Source organism: Bacillus sp. CIS52 (assembly GCF_053545315.1).
The window spans coordinates 23,020-46,659 of the sequence record NZ_JBIUFR010000001.1 but is presented as its reverse complement, the minus strand read 5'-3'; the positions used below and the strand labels follow the sequence as shown (position 1 = coordinate 46,659).

The following is a 23,640-nucleotide window of genomic DNA, read 5'->3' as shown; positions in this document are numbered from 1 at the left end:
ATACAGAATATTAGTGCCCCTCTCGAAATATGTCAACCTAATCTATCAAACTGTTAACTTAACGTTTTCATGTTTTGTTCATATTTTAGTCATTGTTTTTTCAAGGCTGTCCGCTAAAGTAATCGATATCAACAAATAGGACAGCCATCCGCATCTTATTATGAGGGGAGGTCACCGTTATGCTGAAAGGAAAAATAAAGACATTAGGCCGTTTCTGCACGGTAGGGGCCGGCAATACGCTGATCGATTTTGGGGTCTTCTTTCTGCTTACTGCCTGCCATGTTCCTTATCTGCCGGCACAGATCTGCTCCTATTCGGCCGGAATGATCAACAGCTATGTGTGGAACCGGAATTGGACGTTTCGTGTAAAGCGCAAGGCTGACGGGAAAGAGATCGTGCGCTTTCTCATCATTAATCTTGCAGCGTCGGGGATCACCTTTTTGCTGCTGTACGCGTTTCAAAAAGGCGGTTGTTCGCTTTTGGTGAGTAAGCTCGCCGCCACTATCGGCGGAATGATGATGAATTTTATCGGAAACCGAATCTGGGTGTTCGGAGATTCGCTGAAAAACATACAGGATCAGGAGTGAAGATGAATGAGAAAAAAAGTGAGAAAAGCGGTCATTCCCGCAGCGGGTTTAGGAACGAGATTTCTGCCGGCGACAAAGGCGCAGCCGAAAGAAATGCTGCCAATCGTCGACAAACCGGCCATCCAATATATTGTCGAAGAGGCCGCAGCGTCAGGAATTGAAGATATATTGATTATTACAGGGAGAAACAAACGCTCGATTGAAGATCATTTTGACCGGTCGGCGGAATTGGAATTCAATCTTGAGGAAAAAGGCAAGACGGAGATGCTGAAGGAAATGCAGCAGATTGCCGAATTGGCCAATATTCATTACATCCGCCAAAAAGAGCCGCTCGGCTTAGGTCATGCGGTGCTGTGTGCGGAGCATTTTATCGGAGAAGAGCCTTTTGCCGTTCTCTTAGGTGATGATATTATGGTATCTGACACTCCCGCGCTCTCGCAGCTCATAGACGTCTATAACCAACACTGCACAGAAACGATCGGCGTACAGCCCGTCGATCCCGCCGATGTCAGCAAATATGGTATTATACAGACGGGGCAGCAGAACGGTCATGTATACCAGGTTGAGGATCTGATTGAAAAGCCGGCTGTTGAAAAGGCGCCCTCTCACATCGCCGTGATGGGCCGTTACATATTAACCCCTGCCATTTTTAAAGCGCTGAAGACGATCGGAAGAGGCGCAGGCAACGAAATCCAATTGACAGACGCGCTGCGCGAAGTGTGCCGCACCCAAAGTATCTATGCGCGGGAGCTCGAAGGAAGACGGTTTGATATAGGCGACAAGCTCGGCTGTTTTAAGGCCGGCACGGAGATCGGGCTGCTGCGGAAGGAAATGAGACCGAAACTCTTAGCTTATTTAGAAGAGGTGTTAAAAAGAGAATCTGAAGAAAACGTGCGTTAAAAAATAATTTGTAACCATTTTGCTTGTCAATCAGTCATATAATTGGGTAAAAAGATAAAGAGGTTGTGAACAGTGTGGGCAATTTTATTAGTGAAATATTATCCTGGCTGACAAGTATGGGCTATTTCGGGATTGCGCTCGGATTAATGATCGAAATCATTCCGAGTGAAATCGTTTTGGCCTATGGAGGCTATATGGTGTCAGAAGGCACGATCAGTTTTATCGGCGCCGTTATCGCCGGCGTGATCGGGGGAACGATCGCGCAGTGCTTTATTTACTGGATCGCCCGTTATGGGGGGCGGCCGTTTTTGGACAAGTACGGCAAGTACTTACTGCTGAAAAAGCATCATATTGATGTTGCCGAAAACTGGTTTCGCCGTTACGGTGCGGGCGTAGTATTCTCGGCCCGGTTTATCCCGGTCGTCAGACACGCGATTTCCATCCCGGCCGGCCTCGCGAAAATGCCGCTTTCCAAGTTTGTCACCTTGACGACGCTTGCGATTATTCCGTGGTCTGTCATTTTCGTTTATCTCGGGTATCAGCTCGGCGGACAGTGGAAAGATGTAGACAGCTATGCCGGAATGTACACGACTCCGATCATTATATTGGCTCTTGTATTTATTGTTGTTTATTTTGTCGTGAAAAAGATGAGATCAAGACTATGAAAAAAAGACTGCATAGAAGAACGGCCGCGGGCCGGATCTATGCGGTCTTTTTTATTTATACCGGGTATACGGGGTGTTTCCGGTGTGTGAAAGTCAGTTGTTTAGACATGTAAGCAGTGAGGCGTTTATTGAGTTCGTCCCGCAAGGAATCAGCGGGAACGATGCCGTCAATCACCATTTCAGAGGCAAGACGGTAAAGGTTAATGTCTTCCTTGTATTCATCTCGCTTTTCCTGAATAAAGGCCGGCCTTTCTTCTGGAGCGAGTTCGCTGATTTTGTTTGCGTAGACCGCATTTACCGCTGCTTCTGGCCCCATTACGGCAATTTGCGCAGTCGGAAGCGCTAAGCAGCAGTCCGGTTCAAAAGCCGGGCCCGCCATCGCATATAATCCCGCACCGTAGGCTTTTCTGACAATAACGGAAAGCTTCGGAACAGTCGCTTCCGCCATTGCGGAGATCATTTTTGCGCCATGCCTGATGATGCCCGCCTGCTCAACCTTCGTTCCGATCATAAATCCGGGGATGTCTGCCAAAAACAGAAGCGGAATATGAAATGCATCGCACAAAGCGATGAATTTTGCGGCTTTATCCGCCGAATCGAGAAATAAAACCCCGCCTTTGACACGCGGCTGGTTGGCGATAATGCCGACCGGCTGTCCGTGAATCCGCGCAAGTCCCGTTATTAATTCCTGCGCAAATAACGGTTTAATCTCAAAAAAAGAGTCTTCATCGATGACACGTTCAATTAAATCCAGCATGTTGAACGGTGCATTTTGATGTGCCGGGATGACATCTGAGAGCGGTTTTTCAAAATCTTTCGGGTTCTTGGATTCGCTGACAGGCGCTTTTTCCTTATAATTTGCCGGAAAGTAGCTGAGATATGTCCGCGCCATCGTGATTGCTTCCTGTTCCGTCCGGGCGAGGAGATCACCGCAGCCTGATACGGAACAATGCATACGGGCGCCGCCCATTTCTTCAAGCGATACCTTTTCGCCGATTACCATTTCCGCCATGCGCGGAGAGCCTAAGTACATGGATGCATTGCCTTCAACCATAATAACAATGTCGCAAAAGGCAGGAATGTAAGCGCCGCCCGCAGCGGAAGGACCGAACAATAAACAGATTTGCGGTATGCGTCCCGACAGCTTTACTTGATTATAAAAAATGCGGCCGGCTCCCCTTCTGCCCGGGAACATGTCGACCTGATCGGTAATTCTTGCACCTGCTGAATCGACTAAGTACAGAAGCGGACACTGCAGTTTTTCAGCCGTTTCCTGAATGCGGATGATTTTTTCCACCGTCTTCGCGCCCCATGAGCCCGCCTTTACGGTTGAGTCGTTTGCCATCACACAAACGGTTCGGCCGCTGATGGTTCCGAGCCCGGTGACAACCCCGTCAGCCGGCAGTCCGTCTGACATGCATTCGGCGAAAAAAGCGTCTTCAACGGATATGCCGTCATCGAATAGAAGCTTCAGCCTGTCTCTTACAAAAAGTTTTCCCTTTTTTTCGTTGCTTGCGTGATATTTAGCCGCTCCTCCCTTTTCAATCGTTTTGCTGCGTGTCTGCCGTTCTTTTTCGTAATCCATCCGAGTCCCTCCAAGTTTTATTTTCCTTTGTATTCAGGGGGTCTTTTTTCTTTAAAGGCGCGCAGCCCCTCTTCTCTGTCAAGTGTCGGGATGACTTGTTCATATGCTTTTCGTTCGATTTCGAGCCCTGTATTGAGATCAGTCTCCAGCCCTTTGTTTATCGCGAATTTTGCTTGTCTGACGGCGATCGGCCCATTGGCGGCGATGCGGCCGGCCAGTGCTTTTGCTTTTTCCAAAAGTTCTTCAGTTTCACATACATGCTCGACCAGCTTTATGTCTTTTCCCTCTTGGGCCGTGAGCCTCCGGCCGGTGTAGATCAACTCTTTTGCCGCACCGGGTCCGATAAGCCTAGGCAGTCTCTGTGTTCCGCCCGCCCCGGGTATGATCGCAAGGCCTGTTTCAGGGAGGCCGAGGCCTGCCCGGCTGACAGCGATTCTGATATCGCAAGCGAGGGCGAGTTCAAGTCCGCCGCCGACTGCCGTTCCATTCAGCGCTGCAATGACCGGCTGCGGGAGTGCTTCAATTGAGGCGGCGGTTTCACCGATACGACTGACGCTTTGTTTGACTTGTTCATGATTCATCCCCGCTCTTTCTTTTAAATCAGCACCGGCGCAGAATGTGTTTCCGAAGCCGGTGAGAATGACACAGCGAATGGATGGCGAGTTATTGATGTCTGTAATTACACGCTGTAAATCATCAATCATTTCTGATGACAGTGAGTTGGCCGCATGCGGGCGGTTCAGCGTGATCAGGCCGATTGTTTCTTGACAGACGGAAAACAATACACAATCTCCCATGGCTTCTCCTCTCTCTCATTTCGTTCTGAAGACCTGCAGGTTTCTGCTTGGCAGGTCTTTGCCGATTTTATCTCCGATCCAGCCGGCGGCTTCAAGTAGTTTATTCATGTCCGTCCCGGTATCAATCCCCATTTGTTCAAGCATATAAATGACGTCTTCTGTGGCGGCATTCCCTGCTGATCCCGGAGCATACGGACAGCCGCCAAGCCCGCCTGAGGAGGTATCAAAGGATGTAATCCCCATATCAAGAGCGGGAATGATATTTGCAAGAGCCGTGCCTCTTGTATCATGGAAATGGAGTGCGATTTTTGAGGCGGGAACTCTCGGCAAAAGAGCTTCAAGCACGGCTATGACCTGCAAGGGGTTCGCCGCGCCGATTGTGTCGCCGAGTGATAATTCATCAACGCCCATTTCAAGAAGCGTGTCTGTGAGCCGGATGACTTGTTCGATCGGTACGTTTTGTTCATACGGGCATCCGAATACGGTGGAAAGATAAGCTCTCGTTGCCATTTTTTCAGATTTTGCTTCAGAAATGACCTGCCTGAGCTCTTGAACGGTCCGGTCAATCGGTTTGTTGACGTTTTTTTGGTTATGGGTTTCGCTTGCTGATAAAAACACACAGGCTTGATCAATTCTGCCTTCTGCCGCATGCTCCAGCCCGGTGAGGTTTGGAACGAGAGCCGCGTATACTGTATGTTCTGTTCTGGCAATTCCCTTTGCAACGTCCAGACTGTCACGCAGCGCCGGAATCCACCTCGGATTCACGAATGAAGTCACTTCGATATAGGAAAGTCCTGTTTTTGACAGCATATTGATCCACTCAATCTTATCTTCTGTATCCACCCACGCGGACTCATTCTGCAGGCCGTCACGAGGCCCTACTTCATTGATTCGGACATGCTTCGGACAGTTCATGCTGCACCTCCCGTTTTATTGGAGCTCAATCAGGACCTCTCCTTCATCGGTGAAATCACCTTCTGCTTTTTTCACTTCTTTCACCGTTCCGGATACATCAGCAATAATCGGAATTTCCATTTTCATTGATTCCAAGACAGCTACTTCCTGTCCTTTTTCGATGACATCGCCCGGTTTCACATGAATTTTCCACAGATTTCCCGCCATCTGAATTTTTATCTCGCTCATTTGGACGCCTCCCCGTTCATGGTTTGTAAAAATCCGGTTGTCGCTTCACCCTTTTCAAACGCTTCTGAATGGGCAATCTTTGACAGCAGGGGAATATTGGTTTTAATCCCTTCTACATGGTATTCGCGAAGAGCGGTTTTCAGTTGTTCAATGGCTTGTTTTCTCGTATTCGCCGTGACGATCATTTTGGCAATCATCGGATCGTAAAACGGAGAAATGGTGCTTCCCTTTTCAACGGCGCATTCGTGTCTCACTGACGGATGCCGTAATACGGAGAAAGACGAGATGGTGCCGGGTGACGGATAAAAGGTGACCGGATCTTCCGCATAAATCCGCACTTCGATCGCATGCCCGTGATGTGTGATGTCTTTCTGTGAAAAAGTCAGCGGCTGCCCCGCGGCAATTTTCAGCTGCTCTTCCACAAGATCCAGTCCTGTAATTTCTTCTGTCACCGGATGCTCTACCTGCAGTCTTGTATTCATTTCTAAGAAATAGATTTGTTTCTTTTGGTCGACGAGAAACTCTATGGTGCCCGCATTTTGGTAGCCGATCGATTTAGCGGCTTTAACGGCGGTTTCGCCGAGTCTTTGTCTTAATTCATCATCAACAAACGGGGACGGCGCTTCTTCTATCACTTTTTGATGGCGCCTTTGCACTGAACAGTCACGTTCAAACAGATGAACGGTATTGCCGAAAGAATCTGCGAGAATCTGAATTTCAATATGACGGGCGTTTTCAATGACTTTTTCCATATACATCGCGCCGTCTGCGAAAAAGGATGCGGCCCGCTTTTGATTGCCTTCAAACGCTTTGGCCAGCTCTTCTTCTGAATGTACGATCTGCATGCCGATTCCTCCGCCTCCAGCGGATGCTTTCAGCATGACCGGAAAGCCGATGGCGCGGGCCTCGGCTAAGGCCGAGTGTACATCGGGCAACGGTTCTGAAACACCGGGAACGATCGGGACCTTTGCTTTTTGCATCGTTTTTCGGGCTTCTATCTTGCTGCCCATCTTGGCGATGATGTCACCGGGCGGGCCGATAAACGTGATTTGTTCCTTCCGGCAGCGTTCGGCGAACGAACTGTTTTCTGACAGCAGTCCGTAGCCGGGGTGAATGGCGTCTGCTCCGGCGGCTTTAGCGGCTTCTATGATTCTGTCGATATGTAAATAGCTTTCATTTACTCTCGATTTACCGATCGGATAGGCCTCATCTGCCGCTTTTACATGGAGCGCATTCTGATCGGCTTCTGAATAGACAGCTGCCGAGGGAATGCCGAGACGTTTGCAGGTGCGGATAATTCGTAAGGCGATTTCTCCTCTGTTGGCAATCAGGATTTTTGTGAACAAATGTGAAGCACTCCTTTTTCATTAAGTTAACTTGAGCTCTTCAATCGTTTTTTCCCGCAGCTTGAATTTCTGAATTTTTCCTGAGGCTGTCATGGGATATTCATCTGTGAATAACACATACCGGGGGACTTTGTAGCGGGCGATATGTTCTTTGCAAAAGGTTCTGATGTCTTCTGTGGAAGCGGTTTGTCCGTCTTTGAGCCTGATCCACGCCGCGGCTTCTTCTCCGTATTTCGGATCAGGCACGCCGACAACTTGAACGTCTGCTACTGCGGGATGCCGATATAACATTTCTTCAATCTCCCGGGGATAGATATTTTCGCCGCCTCTTATCAGCATGTCTTTCAGACGGCCCGTGATTTTGCAGTACCCGTCTTCATCCATGACTGCCAAATCACCCGTATGCAGCCAGCCGTCTTTGTCTATCGCTTCTTCGGTCGCTTCTTGATTTTTATAATAGCCTTTCATGACATGATATCCGCGGGTGCAGAGCTCTCCCTGTTCGCCCCGGGCGGCCTCCTCGGATGTTCCGGGCCGAACGATTTTGATTTCGATATGAGGAAGCGCCCGCCCGGCTGTTTCCACTCTTCTTTCAAACGGATCATCCGTTCTTGTCTGCGTAATGACAGGTGATGCTTCGGTCTGTCCGTAGGCAATGGTAATGCCGGCCATCCCCATTTTGCCGATCACTTCTTTCATGACTTCCGCCGGACATGGCGAGCCGGCCATAATTCCGGTTCGGACGTGAGAAAGATCATATTCAGAAAAACGGCTGTCATTTAGGAGGGCGATAAACATCGTCGGCACACCGTGCAGAGCCGTGCAGGCTTCTTGCTCCACCGTTTTCAGAACGGCCGGCGGAGAAAACTGTTCAATCGGGATCATCGCTGCACCCGCGGAAACACATGCCAGCACGCCGAGCACACACCCGAAGCAGTGGAAAAACGGCACGGGAATACATAAACGGTCACTTGGGGTAAGCTTCATGCACTCTGCGATATTGGCCGCGTTATTGACGATATTAAAATGTGAGAGCATGACACCTTTCGGAAATCCGGTCGTACCCGATGTATATTGCATATGAATGCAATCATCCTTATCCAGGCTGTCCATCCTTCCGTTAAGCGCTGCATCCGTTACAGACTCGGCACCCTTCAGCAAAGAATCCCACCGTTGCATGCCGGGCGGTCTTTGATCACCGATATATAACACCGTCCGTAAAAAGGGATACCGTTTCGAACGCAGCCTGCCGCGCTCACAAGTTTTCAGCTCCGGAATCAGCTTATTCACCATCTCAACATAAGATGTCTGCCTGTAGGAATCCATGATAATCAGGGACGTGACGTCTGAATGTGTCAGCAGGTAATCGAGCTCTGCGATTTGAAAATTCGTATTGATGGTGACCAGGACGGCGCCGATTTTCGCCGTTGCAAATTGCGCCGCGAGCCATTCCGGTATGTTGGATGTCCATATGGCCACATGATCTCCTTTTTCAACTCCCAGCTTCATCAGCCCTTTTGCGGTTTGCCGGCATAACCGTTCAAACTCGGCATACGTATAACGAAGGCCGCGCTCAGGGTAAACAACTGCTTCATGATCCGGAAAAAGCTCCGCGGTCCGCTCAAGCAGCTTTCCTGCTGTTAAATGGATAAGTTCAGCCATATGACCTGCTTCCTTCCATTCTTGTTTTGGTAAACGTTTTCATTTCACTTCAAGAGCTGTCTTGCAATGACCATTCTTTGAATTTCTGACGTTCCTTCGCCAATCTCCATCAGCTTTGCGTCACGAAGCATGCGTTCGACACCGCACTCCTTCATATAGCCGGAACCGCCGTGAATTTGGATGGCCTGAAGGCATGTTCTGACGGCCATTTCTGAAGCATAGAGCTTGGCGAATGCCGCTTCTTTCGTAAATGGCAGGTTTTGATCCTTCAGCCAGGCCGCTTTAAGCACCATTTGTCTGGCAAGGTCAATTTCCATCGCCATGTCAGCGAGCTTAAATTGGATGGCTTGAAATGACGATATCGGGCTGCCGAACTGCTTGCGTTCCTTCGCATATGACAGCGACGCCTCCAATGCTCCTTGAGCGATACCGACAGCCAGCGCCGCAATCGAAATCCGTCCGCCGTCTAATGTATATAAAAATTGCTTGAAACCTTTTTCAGGATCACCGAGCAGGTTGTCGGCAGGCACCCTGACATCTTCCAGCACAAGTTCGGCCGTATCAGATCCTCTCACACCCATCTTGTCGTACGGACTTGTGATCGTAAATCCTGGTGTGTCTGTCGGGACGATAAGAGCTGAAATGATCGGTTTTCCGGCGGAGTTCTTTCCCGTAACGGCGGTGACAATGACCGTGCGGGCATAATTGGCGTTAGTGATCCAGCATTTCTCTCCGTTTATCACATAGTCAGCACCCATTTTCTCGGCTTTTGTCTGGGTGCCGCCGGCATCTGAACCGGCATTCGGCTCCGTCAATCCGAATGATCCGAGCGCTTTTCCGGAAGCTAGCGGAGTAAGGTGTTCTTGTTTTTGCTGTTCAGTACCGAAATAGTATAATGGGCTTGCACCGAGTGACACGGCTGCCGCATAGCTCAGCCCCGTGCTTCCGCAGGCTTTTCCGATTTCTTCAACTGCCGCTGCATAGGAAATGGTGTCACCGCCCGCTCCTCCGTATTCTTCCGGAAACGGAATTCCGAGAAGCCCGAGTTCGCCCATTTTTTTAAATGTGTCTATCGGAAACGCGGCTGATTGATCAACCTCATGGGCTTTCGGGGCAATTTCATTTTTGGCGAAATCTCTGACCATTTCGCGCACCATCTGCTGTTCTTTTGTCAGTTGAAAATTCATTAACCTTCCTCCTTCTGCTGCTTTCTACATTTTATTAATGGGGGTCTTTATTCATTCCATCCAAATAAAGTCTGAACATTCGGACTCATCCGCCGCAAAAAACTGACAGCGCGGCAACTGTCAGTTTGTTTAGACATGCTATTTAACCGTCCGTTTTGCGGAAGGACGGCTTTCATGGTGAAGCCTGTCAACGGAAGTAACGATATAGGTGCAGGAGCCTTTCGCCTGGATATCAGTATCTGAAAATGTCTGCGTCCGTGGTGCTGTTTTTCTGACTGTATCAACTAAATAAGGCTGCTTTCCCTTTTCTGCGCGGTAAATGGCGTAATAAGCCGTTTTTTTACCGTTGGATTTTGCATCTTCGATAAAGAGTGTATTGCCTGAAGCGTTCTTCTCCGCCCGTTTGACAGCCGGTTTTTTTAAAGCGGAATGTCCGAGCCAAGGCATCTCGGGTATTAATGCTGGCCGGCTGTACATGTCATTGATCAAGCGGTTTTTCACATCGAGCGGATTACGGTTCAGATCCTTTAAACTGAAATGCATGCTGCCTTTAATCCAAGCTGATTCCCTGTTAAGAGCAATCTGTCTTCCGTATTCCTCCGGATCGGCCCAAGGCGGATCAGCGTTGTTGTTGATTTTATAAGCTGCCTGCCCGATATATAAATGCACGGGACGATTTTTCACTTCATTGCCCCACCAATCCGCTAAGACGTCATATGCCGCCGCTTTAAAGCCGATACTCCAGTAAATCTGCGGTGCGATGTAATCAATATATCCTTTTTGGATCCATTCTCTCGTATCAGCGTATAAGTCATCGTAGTTCCGCACTCCGGCGGCCGTTTTGGAGCCTGTCGGGTCATCTGCGGCATTTCTCCATACGCCAAATGGGCTGATTCCGAATTTGACATAAGATTTTTCTCGTTTAATGGCCTGATTGATCTCTTTTACAAGCTGGTTGACGTTATCCCTGCGCCAGTCATCAACTGATGCAAAGTGAGCTTTTCCGTACCGTTCGTATGCCGCCTGATCGGGAAATTCCTTTCCGGCGATTTTATAAGGGTAAAAATAGTCATCCATATGAACCGCATCAATGTCATATCGGCTGACCACCTCTTTGATCCCATCCGTTATAAATTGCCGTACTTCGGGAATGCCCGGATTATAATACAGCTGATTTCCGTATGCGGCGACCCAGTCCGGATGAGAACGGGCGGGATGATCATCTGAAAGCGCATTCAAATTTGTGTGATTCATCGTGATCCGGTAAGGGTTGAACCAAGCGTGGAATTCAAGATTCCGTTTATGTGTCTCTTCAACTAAAAAAGCAAGCGGATCGTAGCCCGGATTTTTGCCTTGCGTTCCTGTCAAATACTCTGACCATGGACCGTAATCTGATGGATAAAAAGCATCAGCCGTCGGTTTAATTTGAACGATCACGGCGTTCATCCCCATTGCCTGAACGTCATCCAGCAGCTTGCTGTATTCTTTTTTTTGCTCATCGGGTGACAGCCCTTTTTTAGAGGGCCAGTCGATATTGGTGACAGACGCGATCCATACGGCTCTCATTTCCCTCTTCGCCTGAGTGCCGCCAGCTTTTGCTGGTGCTGAGACTGTAAAGATGCCTGCTGTCAGTAAAACGGCCAAAAACCATATGATGCTGGAACGGCAGCCTTTCATGTTTTTCCCCCTTTCAGCTTTACGGTATTCCGAAGCATTCCGGGCGGTGAATCAAAAAGCCTGCTTTATTCCTCTCTGCCTTAAAAAAAGAAAAAAGTCCTAAAGCGGATGAAACGCTTCAGGACTTTTTATGTTTCATGGCGGCGAGCACGTCAATGACCTTCGTTCCGACGCCGACACAGGTTTCAAGAATAGCCTGCGCTCCGGCAATGGACAAAATGAAAATAACCGGATGTGCATAGCGGGGCCAGACCAAGTAGCAGATGCCGATCAATATGGCGCACCAGACACCCGCACACCAATAACACTGCAGCATATAACCGAATGCGGAGGAAGGGACTTTTTTTTGGACGGCGCGCCCGTTTTGGTCGATGGTTTTTTCTTGCTTTAAAAAGGGTTTTCTTATGAATTCGGTAATCTTATCAAATACAATTAAATGGGTCAGCCGATAGCTGGCAAGGATGATCATTACATATGTAAGCCAAGATAGGTTCGTCATGACAAAGCCTCCAAAAACCTGGTTTGATTCCCCTATCTTGCCCTCTGTCATCCTGAACCATTCTGCCGGATGCTACATATTCCGTTCCAAGCGTCTGCCGCTGTTTGCAACGATGTCCAGTATGACCTCGGCATTTTTGTGTGCAAACTCGGGTTCAAACATATCTTTATGGGCTCCCTCGCCCTGATATTCCTGATAGAGTCCCGTTGTGGCGCCTTCCCATTTCTTCGGCTCAGGCTCAGCATTGTGCTCTTCCTTTATGCCGGCCTCAATAAAATGGAGGTTTGCCGCAATTTGGCCGTCATTTATCAGTTCCGCCCAATACGTTTGATAGCGCTCTGTTTTTCTGATGACCGCTTCCCTGACGGCCTCCGGGACATTTTCGGCTGTTGCGTTTGTTGGCTGCGGCGGCAGCGCGTCAAGCTTTCTGTACGCGTCTGCGATAATGACGTCGCTGATTTCTAAGCCGCGCTTTTCCATTGCTTTTGCCGCCTCGAATGCCGTATTGCCGCCCGCTGAATATCCGAAGAGGATATAAGGGCCTTCCGGCTGGATTTCCAGCATTTTATCAATGTATTGTTCCATTCTGCTGTCTTCTTCAATAAAGTTAAAACCGTACACAGCAGCCCGTCCATTTAATGCTGCCGCCAGATCTTTGAAGAAAATACCGAAACCTGAGATTGGCGGAAAACAGAAAAGGTTGCGGCCTTTCGGCTGATTCAATCTGCTGATATGCTGTTCGGCAGCTTCTGACAGTTTGCTGGAATACAGCTTTTCAGCCAATTGTTCAATTGTCGGATATTCAAATATCATTTCAATCGGGACATCCATCTGCTGCCTGGTCTTCAGCTGGTGAATGACTTGCAATGCTTTCAAAGAGTGCCCGCCAAGCTCAAAAAAGTCATCCTGTATGCCCAGCTCGCCGCAGCCGAGTATCGGCGACCAAATGTCGATCAGCTCACGCTCTACCCAGTTTCGCGGGGGAACGGCTTTTGATGACGTCTTTTTCCGTTCTGGCGCAGGGAGTCTGCGGCGGTCCACTTTGCCGTTTGCGGTAAGCGGCATACGGTCAAGCTTTACCACATACTGCGGAATCATATAGTCGGGAAGCGGCCTTGCCAATAGGGAGCGAATGGTTCTTTCTTCAACATGCGCGCCTGTATAATACGCACAAAGGATGGCTTCTTGTCCTTCGTCTGACACGATGACTGCCGCTTCCCTGATTCCCTCAATTTCAGTCAGCCGCGCTTCAATTTCGGCCGGCTCGATACGCTTTCCGCGAATCTTGAATTGACGGTCGATACGGCTGATGTATCCGATGCTTCCATCCGGCAGCCAATAAGCCAAGTCGCCTGTTTTGTAAATCTTTTCTTCAGGATGAATCGGGTGGCTGACAAATGCTTCACTTGTTAAGTCAGGCCTGTTTAAGTAGCCTTTGGCAACCCCGTCGCCGCCGACACAAAGCTCACCGGGCACGCCGATCGGCGCAAGTCCGCCATTTTTCTCAATGATATACGCGGTTGAATTAGTGATCGGTTTTCCGATTGGGATCGGCTGAGAAAAATCATGCTTGATTTCATAAAAGGTGGAAAATGTCGTATTTTCCGTCGGTCCGTATATGTTATAAAGGCTGAGATTCGGACAGCGGTGTCTGACCTTATTGATGAGCGCCGGTGACAAAGCTTCTCCGCCGACATATAAGGTGTGCAATCCGGAAAACATCTCCGGATCCGCCTGAGCAAACTGGTTAAAGAGCGCCGTCGTCAAAAACAGAATCGTAATTCGATTGGAACAAAGATAATGGCCGAACCTCTCAGGCGCAAGCATTGTCGTGCGGTCAACTACATGAAGGCACGCTCCGTTCAAAAGCGCTCCGAAGATTTCAAACGTCACTGCGTCAAAACCGATGGACCCTGTCAGAATGAGACGGTCCGTCGTGCCGGCCGACGTGTAATTGCTGTTGGACACGAGCGATACGACGTTGCGGTTGGAAATCATCACGCCCTTCGGTTTTCCTGTTGAACCGGATGTATACATAATATAGGCAAGATCATCAGGCGATGTAACGGTATTCAGTTTTCCCGCGTCAGCGGTTTGTTTCTCAGCGGCAGCCGGGATAGAGATGATGCGAGAAAAGTAAATATCAGTCTCAATCCCGTTTTGCACCGTTAACAGCTGTGCTCCGCTCTCAGTGAGCATATCGGCGATCCTGTCGGAAGGCAGATCTGCATCGAGCGGAAGGTACGTCCCTCCCGCTTTCAAAACAGCGAGAACAGCGATGATAAATTCCGGTGAGCGTTCGGCTAAAATCCCGGCAATTCCCTTTTGCGCCAAACCGTTTTCCAGCAGGGTGCGGGCGAATGCAGTTGACCGTTCATCAAGCTCCCGGTACGTCAACGTCATCCCGCCGGCGTGAAGCGCCTGATGATCCGGGGTTTTCTCCGCCTGACGGCTGAATAGGCTGATGATGCTTTCGTCTCTTTCATAAGTTGTTTTCGTGTTATTAAATTCGCCGATTATTCTTGATTTTTCCTTTTGTCCGAGCATCGGAAGCCGGTCAGCAGGAACATCGGGATTAAAAGCGGCGCCGCGCAGCGCTTCTTCCAAGTGGCCTTTTACGCTCTCTATCCATACTTCGTCATAAACGTTCGCATTGTAGCTGAATTTGATGAGCAGCTCATCGCCGGGCGCTATGATGAGGTTAAAGTCGTAGCCCGATTGTTCCGACACGTTGACATTCCCGATTCTAAACGGCGCATCCGATTCCTTTTCCGCGTCTTTCATCTGCTGCTGAATCGGATAATTTTCAAACACGATAATATGGTCGATTAAATCCTGTTTCAGCTCAGTCTGAGATTGGATGTCGGCAAGCGGATGATAACTGAACGCCTCTGAATCAAGCATTTCCTTCTGACAGCGTCCCAGCAGTTCTCTAAAGCTTTCATCACCCGTTTTAATGCGTACCGGGACGGTATTGATAAACAGTCCGATCATGCTTTCCACGCCATCAATGACAGAAGGCCGCCCTGATACGACGGCGCCGAACACGGCATCGTCCGTCCGGTTGTAGCGCTGCAGCATCAGGCCCCATATGGTCTGCATAAGAACTGCAAGCGTTGCGCCCTCTTCTTTGGCGATCGTTTTCAGCTTATCCGTCAGGTTTTGATCTAAAGAAAACAGCAGCTCTTTCTTGCGGTAGCCTTTTTCCAGGGGCCGGACCGATATTTTCGGCAGTCCTGATGGGGTCTCAAAGCCCGCTAAATATCCTTTCCAATACTCAGAAGCTGCGTCGTTGTCCTGATCGGTCAGCCATGTAATATAAGTGCTGTACGGCTTAGCGGGCTCCAAGGTGACGGGTGAGCCTGATTCAATCGCCCGGTACATATGCATAAATTCCTGAAGGACGATGCCGAGGCACCAGCCGTCCATGAGGATGTGATGATGGCTCCAGACGCATACATATTCTTCGTCAGCTGTTTTAAACAAAGAAACACGCATCAGCATATCCTTTTGCAAATCAAAGCCCTTTAAGCGGTCACGTTCCTTAAATCGCTGTATATAGCTGTTTTGTCCCGCTTCATCCAAATGTGTAAGATCTTCGCGGTGCAGCCGGAATTCCCGCTCACGAAGCACGACTTGGCGGGGGCCGTTCAGCTGAGCGACATGAGGTAAAAATACCGTTCTGAAAATATCGTGGCGGCTGATGACAGACTGTACGCTTTGCTCAAACAATTCCGGACGAAGCCGGCCTTTTATGGTGAAGACGGATTGCTCGATATATGCAGCCCCCTCCTTTTGCAGAAAGGAATGAAAAAGCATTCCTTCCTGCATTCGGCTGAGGGGATAAATATTTTGGATATTTTTCGTTTTGTCCATGTGTTCCTCCCGCTCGGTTTAGTGGAAGCTGAGTAAGTCGGCAATATCCTGCAATGCTTCCTCGGTCAGCTCCCGATCATCAAAGTCACTGACGGTTTTCTCCGTATCGGTTTTACTGAGGCAATGTTCCGACAGTTTCAGGAGAAAATACCGGCAGCTTTCGGACAGCCGTTCGATCGTATCCTGCCGGAAGCGTCCCGTTTCATAGGAAATGCTGACGGTCATCCGGCCTTTTGCCGCAATCGCGCTGATTTCAAGTGACTGCTCCCGTTTCCATGTATCCGTCACATCATCTCCGCTGCCCAAAGGAGAAAATTGAAACGCGTCAGGCTGTTCCGTTTCTGCCGGATTCCCGCCGGGCGCATCGAATTGTCCGAGATAGTTAAAGCTGATCTCCGGTGCTTTCCCGAAAGTCATCCCGGCAAGCTTCGGCGGTGTCAAATATTTAAGGACGCCGTATCCGTTCCCTTTATCCGGAATGCGCCGCAATGTGTCTTTGACGGTTTTCAATGTGCGAATTTCATATTCTTCAAGAGGTTCATAAGCTCCCGCCCGGAAAAGCACCGGATAAATGGAAGTGAACCACCCCACCGTTCTGCTGATGTCCGCACCGCCCTGCTCCGATTGGCGTCCGTGTCCTTCAAGGGCGATTTTCAAAGCATCCCGCGGCGACCATTTCTGAACAGCGAGCACGGCGGAAGCCAAAATCACATCTTGCGTATCCGTATTGTAGGCGCTGTGCACATCTTTCAACAGCGCATTTGTTTCACTTTCTGTCAATGTGAAAGATACCGTGTTCCGTTTTTCCGCAGAAGTTTCAGATCGTTCTGCCTGCTCGCAAGGGAGACTTTCTGTTTCATAGTGTTCTATCTCCCGCCAATACTCCGCCTGCTGAAGCAGCTGTCGGCTTTCAGCATAATCCTTCAGCTGCTCCGTATATGATTTGAATGACATGGTTTTCGGCGGAAGATTGATTTCTTTTCCGGAGACGGCCTGCTCATAGGCAGAAGCCAAGTCTTCCAATAAAATCCGCCATGACATCCCGTCGACGGCGAGATGATGGACGGTAAGAAACAAGTAATCTTCTGCTTCAGAGCGGAACAGCCCTGCCTGTACAAGCGGCCCGTTCTCCAAATCCATGTTTCTCTGAAGCTCTGCGACGCGGCGTTTTATAAAACGTTCCTTTTCATGCTCATTGCCTGCCGCTTCCAAAATAGTCAGGCTGTAAAGCTGCTCATCTGGGAGGCCAGCCGGTCTGTTGAAGAGGAAGAGGCCTTTCTCTCCGTCTTTTTTGCACACAAGGCGCAAGGCATCATGATGAACGGTAATGGCTTTTAACGTCTTCCTCAAAGCCTCTTCATCAATTGCATTTGTTCTCGTCAGCATAACGGACTGGTTAAAATGGTTTGCTTCCTTCATGTCCTGTGCGAAGAACCATTTTTGAACAGGTGACCACTTCACTTCTCCTTCTGCGGGAGCTTGGCTGACCGGCTGCCGCTCTGTTCGGACATAAGGCGCCAGTTCTTTAATTGTCGGCCGGCTGAAAATATCTTTTACAGCGATCTGTTTTCCTGTCTGGTGTAATCGGGCCGAGACTTGCAGGGCTTTGATGGAATCGCCGCCAAGCTCAAAAAATGATTGATCCGCTGCAATGTTTTCAGTTCCGAGCACGTCGCTCCAAATCGCAGCCAGTTCCTTTTCAATGGCGCTGGCAGGTTCTGTAAACACCCGTCCCGTTTGCATTTTTTTCCGCGGCTCAGGAAGCGCGCGGCGGTCGAGCTTCCCGTTCGGTGTGACCGGCAGGGCCTCAAGGGTTTCAAAGAGCGCCGGCACCATATAAGCGGGCATTTCATTTCTGAGCGCCCGCTGCACCGTTTCGCTTTCTGTTCCTTCTTCTGTCACGATATAAGCGCATAGTTCCGTTTGGCCTGCTGATGCGGGCAGAGCGGTAACGGCGGCTTCTTTGACACCTTTTATGCCTGTTAAGGCGGCCTCAATTTCTTGCAGCTCCACCCGGTAGCCTCTGATTTTGACTTGCTCATCCATTCGGCCGATATATTGCAGCGTGCCGTCCGGCAGCCATTTTGCCAGATCGCCCGTGCGGTACATGCGCCGGTTCTTGTGGAACGGGTCTTGGACAAAGGCTTGAGCTGTTTGCTGAGGAAGATTGCGGTACCCTCTTGCAAGGCCGGAACCTGAGATGCAAAGTTCCCCTGTTACACCGATCGGCTGCAGATGATCCCCGTTTAAAATATAAACGTGCGAATGATCAATCGGCCGGCCGATCGTAATCTCCTCATTTTGTTCTATATGTCTTGCCGCTGCAGTGGCGACGCTGTTTTCCGTCGGACCGTACTCGTTGGCAAGTTCCGTGTGAGGACAAACCGATAAACTACGGCTGATAATATTTTGATCGACCGCTTCTCCCGCTAATGTGACAATCCGGAGAGACTCGGCATCTCCCGGCTCCAGTACGTCAAGCAGTGTACGGTACAGCACGGGAACAATAATCATGTGAGTAATGCGGCAAGAAGCGAGATAGTGTTTGATGGCCAGAATATCTTTCGCTTCGTCTTCAGCTAAAACGGCCACTTTCGCGCCGGAAATCAGCGGTGTGAACATACTTGTTACAAATCCGTCAAAGGAAAATGAAAAGAGCTGAAGAACCGTATCTTTCTCATTCAGATCATAAAATCCTCTCCGCCATTGAAGGGTCTGGCTGACGGATCGATGTTCGACCATAACCCCTTTCGGCCTGCCTGTTGTCCCTGACGTATAAATGATGTAAGCCAAATCCTCCGGCGCCGACAGTGACTGAACCGGTGAAGCGTCCTGTTCCTGGATATCTTCCAATGCGAGTACTTCACCTTTAAAATGATCAGGCACTTGATCTATCGCGCCCCGTACGGTAAGAAGAATCGCTGCGCCGCTGTCTGAGGTGATATATTGCTTACGTTCCTCCGGATATTCAGGATCTATCGGGACGTAGGCGCCTCCGGCTTTCCAAACTCCGAAGACTGCCGCTACTTGTTCCGGCGATCTTGGTATCACAATGCCGACGGCTGCATCAGGTCCGATCTGCCGTTTTTGCAGAGCTCTGGCGATTTTATTCGACCATTCATCTAAATCTTTATATGTGACCAATGTTTCCCCGCTGATAAGGGCCGCAGCGTCAGGTGTTTTTTGTGCCTGGGTGATGAACAGTTCATGAACTGTTTTTTCCGGCAGCTGTTTATCCGTCATGCCGTTAAAATCCGCAAGAATCCGGTTGCGTTCCGGTTCTGTCAGCATATTGATCTCCCGTAAAGAGGATTCCGGTTCACGGACAATGTGTTCAAGCATCGTCAAAAAGTGGGAAGCCCAGCGTTCCATCGTTTCTTTCCGGAATAAAGCCGCGGCATATTCGAACAGAAAATGAATCTGTCCCCCGCCTTCAGAAGCCTGCAAAGTGAAATCAAATTTGGAAACCGGACGGGACATGTCCGCAGGCTGAATATGCAAACCGTCCAGAAGCAATTCCTCATGCTCCATATTTTGTACGACAAGCATAGCATCAAACAGCGGATTGCGGCTTGTGTCCCGCTGCACGCCGAGCCGTTCCACAAGCTCTTCAAACGGATAGTCCTGATGCTCATACGCCTCAAGTGCCGCCTGACGGACTTCCGCCAAGTAATCGGTAAACCGTTTGTCCCCTTTCGGCTCCGTTCTGATGGCGAGTGTATTGACGAACATCCCGAGAATCGGTTCAAGGTCTTTATGCGGGCGCCCGGCAATCGGCGAGCCGACGATGATGTCTTCCTGTCCGCTCAACCGCGCGAGCAGCGTATTGTACGCGGCGAGAAGCACCATATACAAAGTGGAGCCGTGATCGCGGGCGATGCGGTGAAGGCCGGATGCCGTTTCAGCGTCAAGCGTGCACGATACGTTCCCGCCCGCAAAGCTTCTGACAGCCGGACGAGGCTTGTCAGCCGGAAGCTCAAGCACCGGAAGCTCACCTTCCAGCCGCTTCAGCCAATATGCTTCCTGCTTCTGATATCCTTCCTTCTCCTGAAACGACCGCTGCCAGACGGCATAGTCTTTATATTGAAGGCGCATCGGCGCAAGCGAGCGGCCTGCATACAGCTCGCCGAATTCTTTTATCAAGGTGTTGACGGACACACCGTCGGAAATAATGTGATGCATATCCGTTAATAAAAGATGGCGTTCGTCCGATTCTTTCACGAGGGCCGCCCGGAAGAGCGGCGCTTCCTCTAGACAAAACGGCCGGACGAATGCGTCAGCTGACTCGGCTTCATCCAGCTGAAACGTCACGCTGTCATGGATGCGCTGCACCGGTTCGCCGTCATGTCCCGTTTCAAAGGACGTTCTGAGCGACTCATGCCGCTCGACAAGCTGCCGGAACGTCTCCTCCAGCCGGCCGCGGTCAAGCGGGCCCGTCAGTTCCAGCACAGCCGGCATATTGTAGCCGACACCGCCGTCTTCAAGCTGCTGGAGCACATACATCCGTTTCTGCGCTGAAGACACCGGATAAGTGTCCTGTGTTTTCGCCGGCTGAATCGCTTCATACGGGCTCTCTTCGAGGTCCTGAATGACCTTAGCGAGCTCTTCCACCGTCGGCCGGGCGAAGATGTCCTGTAACGGCACCTGAACGCCGAATTCTTTGGCGATGCGGGAGACGAGAGCCGTCGCTTTTAACGAATGGCCGCCCCGCTCAAAAAAGTGATCCCGAATGCCGACGGGGCCGTTTTTCAGCACCTCTTCCCAAAGGGCGCAAAGCTTCATTTCCGTGACGTTACGCGGTGCGGTGTACGCCTGTCTGCCTGCCGTTCCGTCAGGAGCCGGCAGCGCACGGCGGTCAAGCTTTCCGCTCGGTGTGACCGGCCACTCGCTCATTTCTATAAACTGAGCCGGCATCATGTAGGCTGGAAGGCGTGTCGCAAGTTCTGCCCGCACGTCATCGCTTTCCCGTCCTTCGATATAGGCGTAAAGCGCGGTTTCGCCGTGTTCGGTCCGGGCAGTGACCGCCGCCTCACGAATGCCGTCAACGCGACGGATCGCCGTTTCGATTTCCCCCGGTTCAATCCGGTAGCCGCGAACTTTCACCTGTCCGTCTGAACGGCCAAGCCATTCGACAAGTCCTTCTTCTGTCCAGCGTGCGATATCACCCGTCTGATACATGCGCTCTCCCGGATAAAACGGATCATCGAGAAAACGCTCTGCCGTCAGTTCAGGCCGGTTCCAATAGCCCCGGGCCACCCCTGTCCCCGCAATGTACAGCTCTCCGGCAACGCCCGCAGGCTGAACGGTTCCCCCGCCGTCTAACACATAAAGACGGGCACCCGGAACGGGTTTTCCGATCGGAAGCCTTGTCCGTCCGCTGTCCCGTTTTCGGTCACAGACGTAAAACGCCGCATCAACCGTCGCTTCTGTCGGCCCGTAGCCGTGAATGAGCACGGTTTCCGGCAGAAGATCGGCAAACCGGGAAGCCGTAAGCGGTGAAAGAGCTTCCCCTCCGGCAAACACGCGTGTCAAGGTTTTGCCGAGGCGGATTCTTGTTTCCTCAGGCTCTGTTTCCAGCGCATCTAAAAAGCTGTTGACCATCGCCGGAATAAAATGCGCGGTCGTCACCTTTTCCGAGGCAAACGCTTCAATCATCCGCGCGGGATCTTTCTCCCATCCGGACGGAAGCAGATACACGGAGGCGCCGGACATCGTCCACCAAAACAATTGCCAGATGGAAGCGTCGAAGGAAAAGGATGATTTCAGCACGATCATATCCTCCTCCGTTAACGGAAACTGCCCTTGCATCCCGGATAAAAAGGCGGCGGCCTGACGGTGTTCAACAGCCACCCCCTTCGGTGTTCCCGTCGAACCGGACGTGTAAATGATATAAGCGAGCGAATCGGCATCCGCTTCTTCAGAGACAGCCCCTGTCTCCGTCTCACCTGTAAGGGCAGAAAGAGACACTTCTAGCGTCTCGCCGGAAAAACCGGGAACGGATAATCCCGACTGTTGAAGCAGGAGACAGGCGCCGCTGTCGTCGAGCATATAGCGCAGCCTGTCCTCCGGATATTCCGGGTCAAGCGGCACGTAGGCGCCGCCTGCTTTTAACACGGCAAGCACTGAAATCACCATCTCCGGCGAGCGTTCAGCGAGCACACCGACCATGCTTTCTTTTCGGACGCCTTTTTGGCGGAGCCGAACAGCGAGCCTGTCTGTGTACCGGTCAAGCTCGGCGTACGTCAGCATACCGTCTGGGAAACGGAGCGCCGGACGATGCGGCGAAAGTGCAGCGCGGCGGGTAAACAGCCCGTGAAGCGTAGGAGCCGGCGGTTCAGCCGCTTCTGTCCGGTTAAACGCATCCAGCATATTTCTGGCTTCACACGCATCCAACAATGCGATCTCGGAGGCGCTCATTTCAGGGTCGGAAATGACTGATTTCATCATATACCGTAAAAAGGTTTCAATCTTCTTCATAAAAACACGATCGTATATACCGGTATCAAAGTTTAAGCGGATATAAAGAGAACTTCCCGGAATCACCTTTACGCTGCATCCGTAGTTTGTGACTTCCTCCATCGTGAAATCCTCTACCGCAAAATCAAATGAACCGGCCTGACTCACATTTTCAATTTCACGCTGGGCCGGCACATTTTCAAACACGATAATATGGTCAAACAGCGCCTGCTTCAGAGGGCTTTGCGCCTGAATGTCATACAGCGGATAATAGCTGTACGCTTCTGCTTGCAGCGTCTCCTGCTGCAAATGCCTGACGAGCTCCAGGAAAGAAAACGAACCGCTTTTTACCCGCACGGGAATCGTATTGATAAACAGCCCTACCATTTTTTCTACGCCCGCCAGATCCGACGGCCGGCCGGAAACGACAGAACCGAAAACGGCGTCTTCACAGCGGCTGACACGCTGCAGCAAAATGCCCCACAGTGCCTGAAACACCGTATTCAGCGTTGCTCCCGCCCTTGCCGCAATGTTCTTCAGCTCATTTGTCTGCTCTTCAGGAATAGTGAAAACAGCCTGCTCAAGCTCGCCGTTTGGTTCGGCGGATTTTTTCGGAAGAGACGCCGTTTGCTCAAGATCGGCAAGTCTCGTTTTCCAAAATGACTCGGCTTCTTTACGATCTTGCTTCATGAGCCATTTAATATACTTCCCATATGGCTGAACAGGCTCGAGAGACGGGAGGTGTCCGTCTCCGAGAGATTGATAGATCATCAGAAATTCCTTCATGACAATTCCGAAGCACCAGCCGTCCATGACGATATGATGGTGGCTCCAAATACAAACATAGCGTTCGGGCGCTTTTTTCAGAATGGAGACTCTCATGAGAGGGTCTGATTGCAAATCAAAGCCTTTATCTTTGTCTTCTTTACTGAACCGGTCGGCATACATGTCTTGCGCCTTCTCATCCAAATGAGAAATATCATGAAACTGAACGCGGCTCGGCCTGTTTTTTAACACGACTTGGCGGGGCTTAGCCACATTCTTATGAATAAACGTCGTACGGAAAATATCATATCGTTCAAAAACAGCATCTATACTTTTTTGGAATCGTTCCCGGTCAAGCTGTCCGCTGATCGTAAACACTGCTTGTTCGAAGTAGGCTCTTGAGTCATGATCCAAAAGAGAATGAAAAAGCATGCCCTCCTGCATAAAAGATAAAGGGTATATATCTTGTATTTCCGGTTGCTGCCCCATTGCGCC

At 50.4% G+C, this 23,640-nt stretch carries 12 protein-coding genes and 2 pseudogenes; 3 read left to right on the top strand and 11 right to left on the bottom strand.

The window, feature by feature from the left end; genetic code table 11:
- The first annotated feature begins 135 nt into the window (after nucleotides 1-135).
- The 3 genes and pseudogenes from ACH32G_RS00085 to ACH32G_RS00075 all read left to right on the top strand — a co-directional run bounded on the left by ACH32G_RS00085 (nucleotide 136) and on the right by ACH32G_RS00075 (nucleotide 2,152).
- A pseudogene (locus tag ACH32G_RS00085) lies at nucleotides 136-587 on the top strand (GtrA family protein).
- Between the two features lie 6 nt (nucleotides 588-593).
- Complete coding sequence (gene galU, locus ACH32G_RS00080) at nucleotides 594-1,487, top strand: UTP--glucose-1-phosphate uridylyltransferase GalU (protein WP_448813862.1); 894 nt, start codon at nucleotides 594-596, stop codon at nucleotides 1,485-1,487.
- Nucleotides 1,488-1,561: 74 nt separating this feature from the next.
- The gene (locus ACH32G_RS00075; protein WP_016935933.1) at nucleotides 1,562-2,152 is read left to right on the top strand and encodes a DedA family protein; all 591 of its coding nucleotides are present in this window, start codon (nucleotides 1,562-1,564) and stop codon (nucleotides 2,150-2,152) included.
- 55 nt (nucleotides 2,153-2,207) lie between these two features.
- On the opposite strand, the gene ACH32G_RS00070 is transcribed toward ACH32G_RS00075, so the two are convergent.
- The 11 genes and pseudogenes from ACH32G_RS00070 to ACH32G_RS00020 all read right to left on the bottom strand — a co-directional run bounded on the left by ACH32G_RS00070 (nucleotide 2,208) and on the right by ACH32G_RS00020 (nucleotide 23,634).
- On the bottom strand, nucleotides 2,208-3,737 hold the full coding sequence (locus tag ACH32G_RS00070; RefSeq protein WP_448813861.1) for an acyl-CoA carboxylase subunit beta: 1,530 nt from the start codon (nucleotides 3,735-3,737) through the stop codon (nucleotides 2,208-2,210).
- Nucleotides 3,738-3,754: 17 nt separating this feature from the next.
- A complete protein-coding gene (locus ACH32G_RS00065; RefSeq protein ID WP_448813860.1) occupies nucleotides 3,755-4,534 on the bottom strand; it encodes an enoyl-CoA hydratase in 780 nt (259 codons plus the stop codon).
- A gap of 15 nt (nucleotides 4,535-4,549) precedes the next feature.
- Complete coding sequence (locus ACH32G_RS00060) at nucleotides 4,550-5,449, bottom strand: hydroxymethylglutaryl-CoA lyase (RefSeq protein ID WP_342007827.1); 900 nt, start codon at nucleotides 5,447-5,449, stop codon at nucleotides 4,550-4,552.
- Nucleotides 5,450-5,464: 15 nt separating this feature from the next.
- On the bottom strand, nucleotides 5,465-5,677 hold the full coding sequence (locus ACH32G_RS00055) for an acetyl-CoA carboxylase biotin carboxyl carrier protein subunit (protein ID WP_064778997.1): 213 nt from the start codon (nucleotides 5,675-5,677) through the stop codon (nucleotides 5,465-5,467).
- Entirely contained in the window at nucleotides 5,674-7,023 is a 1,350-nt protein-coding gene (locus ACH32G_RS00050) for an acetyl-CoA carboxylase biotin carboxylase subunit (RefSeq protein ID WP_448813859.1), read from the bottom strand. Before ACH32G_RS00050 ends, ACH32G_RS00055 begins: the two co-directional genes overlap by 4 nt.
- Nucleotides 7,024-7,044: 21 nt before the next feature.
- Nucleotides 7,045-8,697: pseudogene (locus ACH32G_RS00045) on the bottom strand (AMP-binding protein); the annotation flags it as partial.
- A gap of 32 nt (nucleotides 8,698-8,729) precedes the next feature.
- Nucleotides 8,730-9,872, bottom strand: coding sequence for an acyl-CoA dehydrogenase family protein (locus ACH32G_RS00040; RefSeq protein ID WP_049628580.1), 1,143 nt, complete (start codon nucleotides 9,870-9,872; stop codon nucleotides 8,730-8,732).
- A 138-nt stretch (nucleotides 9,873-10,010) separates the two neighbouring features.
- Nucleotides 10,011-11,549, bottom strand: coding sequence for a glycoside hydrolase family 10 protein (locus tag ACH32G_RS00035; protein WP_448813858.1), 1,539 nt, complete (start codon nucleotides 11,547-11,549; stop codon nucleotides 10,011-10,013).
- Nucleotides 11,550-11,667: 118 nt separating this feature from the next.
- Nucleotides 11,668-12,048, bottom strand: a complete 381-nt coding sequence (locus ACH32G_RS00030; protein ID WP_045927036.1) for a DUF1360 domain-containing protein — start codon at nucleotides 12,046-12,048, stop codon at nucleotides 11,668-11,670.
- 72 nt (nucleotides 12,049-12,120) lie between these two features.
- Nucleotides 12,121-15,924, bottom strand: coding sequence for a non-ribosomal peptide synthetase (locus ACH32G_RS00025; protein WP_448813857.1), 3,804 nt, complete (start codon nucleotides 15,922-15,924; stop codon nucleotides 12,121-12,123).
- An 18-nt stretch (nucleotides 15,925-15,942) separates the two neighbouring features.
- Nucleotides 15,943-23,634 (bottom strand): amino acid adenylation domain-containing protein, encoded by a 7,692-nt coding sequence (locus tag ACH32G_RS00020; RefSeq protein ID WP_448813856.1) that lies wholly within the window; start codon nucleotides 23,632-23,634, stop codon nucleotides 15,943-15,945.
- Nucleotides 23,635-23,640: the final 6 nt, after the last annotated feature.

What these genes read in the sequence shown, in the direction of transcription:
- ACH32G_RS00065 (WP_448813860.1), bottom strand. Translation starts at nt 4,534, where the DNA reads ATGGGAGATTGTGTATTGTTTTCCGTCTGTCAAGAAACAATCGGCCTG.
- ACH32G_RS00035 (WP_448813858.1), bottom strand. Translation starts at nt 11,549, where the DNA reads ATGAAAGGCTGCCGTTCCAGCATCATATGGTTTTTGGCCGTTTTACTG.
- ACH32G_RS00060 (WP_342007827.1), bottom strand. Translation starts at nt 5,449, where the DNA reads ATGAACTGTCCGAAGCATGTCCGAATCAATGAAGTAGGGCCTCGTGAC.
- ACH32G_RS00025 (WP_448813857.1), bottom strand. Translation starts at nt 15,924, where the DNA reads ATGGACAAAACGAAAAATATCCAAAATATTTATCCCCTCAGCCGAATG.
- ACH32G_RS00020 (WP_448813856.1), bottom strand. Translation starts at nt 23,634, where the DNA reads ATGGGGCAGCAACCGGAAATACAAGATATATACCCTTTATCTTTTATG.
- ACH32G_RS00055 (WP_064778997.1), bottom strand. Translation starts at nt 5,677, where the DNA reads ATGAGCGAGATAAAAATTCAGATGGCGGGAAATCTGTGGAAAATTCAT.
- ACH32G_RS00030 (WP_045927036.1), bottom strand. Translation starts at nt 12,048, where the DNA reads ATGACGAACCTATCTTGGCTTACATATGTAATGATCATCCTTGCCAGC.
- galU (WP_448813862.1), top strand. Translation starts at nt 594, where the DNA reads ATGAGAAAAAAAGTGAGAAAAGCGGTCATTCCCGCAGCGGGTTTAGGA.
- ACH32G_RS00040 (WP_049628580.1), bottom strand. Translation starts at nt 9,872, where the DNA reads ATGAATTTTCAACTGACAAAAGAACAGCAGATGGTGCGCGAAATGGTC.
- ACH32G_RS00070 (WP_448813861.1), bottom strand. Translation starts at nt 3,737, where the DNA reads ATGGATTACGAAAAAGAACGGCAGACACGCAGCAAAACGATTGAAAAG.